The sequence below is a fragment of the Henriciella sp. genome (genome assembly GCF_049649345.1).
Lineage (GTDB): Bacteria > Pseudomonadota > Alphaproteobacteria > Caulobacterales > Hyphomonadaceae > Henriciella.
In genome coordinates this window covers 1-3,101 of sequence record NZ_JBARZC010000065.1, presented here as the reverse complement: position 1 = coordinate 3,101, position 3,101 = coordinate 1, and the positions used below count along the sequence as shown (strand labels likewise).

The window sequence follows — 3,101 nt, the reverse complement described above, 5'->3', positions numbered from 1 at the left end:
CGTCCATGTAGCGACGCCCAAAGCACTTGCGCATTGCCATCGCTGCTCATATAGTTATCATGATAACAAACCGGAGCGCTCCGATGTCCTCTTTTTACCTCTTTGCCGAGATCAGCCCGAAGCCTGAACACTTTGCCAAGGCCCGCGACGCGGTCATGTCCATCATCAAGCCAACCCGCGAGGAACCGGGCTGCAAACGGTTTGAGCTCTATGAAAACGAGGCCGAGCACCGTCTCTACCTGTTTGAAGAATGGCGCGATCAATCCGATCTCGATGCGCACTATGAGAAGCGTTACACGGCGGAGGTCTTCAGCAAATATGAGGCCTGGCTGCTGCGTGAACCGGCTATTTCAAAGATGCAGAAGCGAGCCTGACCCAAGATGTTTTTCCTGCAGGATCTACCTTCGCTCGACATGATCGATCGCTACGCCAATCAGCACGCCGCGGGCAAGGCAAAGCAGATCGAGCGCACGCTCCATACTTTGCGGGCGGCGAGCCGGCTCATCCGGTTGCTCGACGCCTTTTTTGCCCGGCATGACTTCTCCCAGCTGCGGTTCCTGATCCTGATGGTGATCGATCGCGACACGGCGCGCGATCGCTTCACCTTCTCGGAAATCGCGGCGAAGACGGATGTCTCCAAACCGGTCCTGTCGAGAACCATGCGCAGTCTTGTCGAGAGCGGCGTACTGGTTGAAGAAGCCGATCCTGACGATGGCCGGGTGCGTCACTATTCGATCAGCCCGTTGGGCGAGGAAAAGCTGGCGTCGCTCTTGCCGGACTATTTCAGTCTGCTCACATCGACAGCCGAAAAGGAGGGCATTGCATGAAAGCACGCCTCCTTCATCTCTTCATCGTCTGGCTGACGGTATATCTAGGGGTCACCGGCTCGCTCATTCTGCTGCAGGCGCTGGTCCCCGGCCTGCCGCTCGCGGTTCAGACCTTGCTGCTCACACTGATCCTCGTTCCGCTCATCCTGCTCGCCATCGGCCCCATGGCGGCCAAGCTTTCGGCCCGCATTTTTCCCGCGCGCCAATAGCAAACCCCCCGCTCGTTCAGGGCGAGCGGGGGCCGTGGGCACAATGGGCGGCCGGCATAGCGCTTTTCATCCTGTCAGCCGCCTGGGCCATCGTCTTCAGCTCGACCCTCGCATAAAGGGGGCGCCGGGCCTACTCTGCCTCAGTCGGCGTCAACATCTCCATGACAATCGCGGCGAGGTTGCGAACGCCGGCCTGATCGGTCACCACCCCGGCAACCGCCACATCCTGCGCCGGTGAGTAACCCGCAATCGTTCCCCAGAAGCCGCCATGGAAGTAGATCTCGCTGTCGCCCTCACCGCGCGGGAACACACCCAGCCGGTAGTCCTCCGGAAAAGGATGTCCCGGCGCGCTCACCATCTCCTCGAGCGTTTCAGGACGGGCAAATATCTCGCCGCGCATCAAGGCCGCCCAGAACACGGCGAGATCTTCCACGCTGCCGACCAGACCGCCACCGCCATACATATCCATGGACGGGTTCCAATCCGTCGTATCGGTTCCTTCCAGGCTCTGCCTCGCGCGCGGCGCCGTGCCGGCCGGTTGAGCTTCAGCCTGCTCCCACCAGGTCGTCTCAAGGCCTAGACGCTCGAAACCAAGCAGCGTGCGGACGCTGGTGGCGAGCGGTTTGCCTGTTGTGCGTTCGATAATGTCGCCGAGCAGCACATAGCCGGTATCGGAATAGCGGAACTCGCTCATGGTCGGCCCCAGCGGATCATGATTTTCAACCAGCAGCGCAACCTGATCTGCCCGGCTCCACTGCCGGCTCGTATCATCAAGAACAATCGCAACGTACGCGTCGTCAGCATGGTCCGGCATGCCGGAGACATGCATCAAAAGGTGCCTGACTGTGATGGCTTGAAGGTCATATCCATCGCCGTCCAGCATGGCTGCAAGCTCCGGATCGATCAGGCCGCCAATCGGCGCGTCGAGATCAACCTCGCCGTCCTCCCAGAGACGCAGCACCGCCGCCGCGACATAGGTCTTCGTATTACTGGCAATCCGCACCGGCATCGCGGGCGTCATGCTCTCGCCATCCGGGCCAGCTTCACCCGCCGCAGCGCCCGCAAGCTGCCCCTCCGCATCGATCACCGCCAGAGCGACCGCCGGAACATCAGGGTTTTCGGTCAGAAAGCCATCCGCCATCGCCTGCAGCTCGACCTGCTGCTGCGATGGCCCCGACACACAGGCGGCGAGCCCCAAAAACATGCCCGCAAGAAAGGTGGCTCCAAAAGCTCTTCTCATGTCTCCCCCAATGCTCTGAAGTCATCCTTCGCCTCTTTAAAGCAGCACCTACCTCTGCCGCAAAGGCTCGATTTCTCACCGGGTCCCGCCCACCCAAAGCCAATAGCAAAACCCCCGCTCGTTCAGGGCGAGCGGGGGCCGTGGGCACAAGGGCGTCCGAAGAGGAGCCGTCTCAGTTGCCCTTGCGCTGTTTCACGTCTTCTTCATTGGCGACGGCGCGGTCTTCGGCGTCGAACTCGATCTCGGCCTCCTCGCCCTTGCCATAGGAGCGTGACTTCTTGGCCAGGCGCGACATGGATTCCTGCATCGTGCCCTGGCCGATGGCCATCGTCTTGCTGGCCGAGACGCCGACCCCTTCGGCATCGTCGAACTTGGCAAATTCAGCGCCAAGGAAGACGACTTCCCAGCCCTTCGCCTCGATCCGGTCGAGCGCGGCTTTCGCGCCTTCCTTGGTGATCTCGCGCGAGGAGTTTTCCAGCCCGTCCGTCATGATGACGATGACGGCGCGTTCGGGATTATCGGCCTCAGCGGTCGCGACGATCCGGCCGATCGCATCGAACAGAGGCGTCATGCCGCGCGGGCTGACCTCGTCATTGGTCACCGTCTGCCAGCCCTCTGGCTGCACATCCTTGCGCAGCACATCGAATTGCAGGCTTTCCTGATAGTCGAAGACGGCCAGGGTGACGGAGGTTTCAAGGTCGTCGGTCTCGCCTTCCTCTGCCTTGCCAACCTCGGCGGCGTAAGCGTTTACAGAAGTCAGCGCCTCGTCCCAGATCGAGGACATGGAACCGGTGCGGTCGAGCAGGATGTAGGAATGCACTTCAT

General features: G+C 61.1%; 5 protein-coding genes. 3 read left to right on the top strand and 2 right to left on the bottom strand.

All coding sequences use genetic code 11. The features are described from left to right. Positions 1-83: 83 nt before the first annotated feature. Genes WA989_RS01600 through WA989_RS01590 form a run of 3 tightly spaced genes read left to right on the top strand, consistent with a single transcriptional unit; the run spans position 84 to position 1,036 of the window. Positions 84-374 (top strand): putative quinol monooxygenase, encoded by a 291-nt coding sequence (locus tag WA989_RS01600; RefSeq protein ID WP_424338780.1) that lies wholly within the window; start codon positions 84-86, stop codon positions 372-374. A gap of 39 nt (positions 375-413) precedes the next feature. Continuing rightward, positions 414-827 (top strand): MarR family winged helix-turn-helix transcriptional regulator, encoded by a 414-nt coding sequence (locus WA989_RS01595; RefSeq protein ID WP_424338779.1) that lies wholly within the window; start codon positions 414-416, stop codon positions 825-827. Then, entirely contained in the window at positions 824-1,036 is a 213-nt protein-coding gene (locus WA989_RS01590) for a hypothetical protein (protein WP_424338778.1), read from the top strand. Before WA989_RS01595 ends, WA989_RS01590 begins: the two co-directional genes overlap by 4 nt. A 130-nt stretch (positions 1,037-1,166) precedes the next feature. Here the strand turns inward: WA989_RS01590 and WA989_RS01585 are convergent, their stop codons facing one another. Continuing rightward, the gene (locus WA989_RS01585; protein ID WP_424338777.1) at positions 1,167-2,276 is read right to left on the bottom strand and encodes a serine hydrolase domain-containing protein; all 1,110 of its coding nucleotides are present in this window, start codon (positions 2,274-2,276) and stop codon (positions 1,167-1,169) included. Positions 2,277-2,448: 172 nt separating this feature from the next. After that, the coding region (locus WA989_RS01580; protein ID WP_424338776.1) for a vWA domain-containing protein at positions 2,449-3,101 on the bottom strand (653 nt) is incomplete at its 5' end.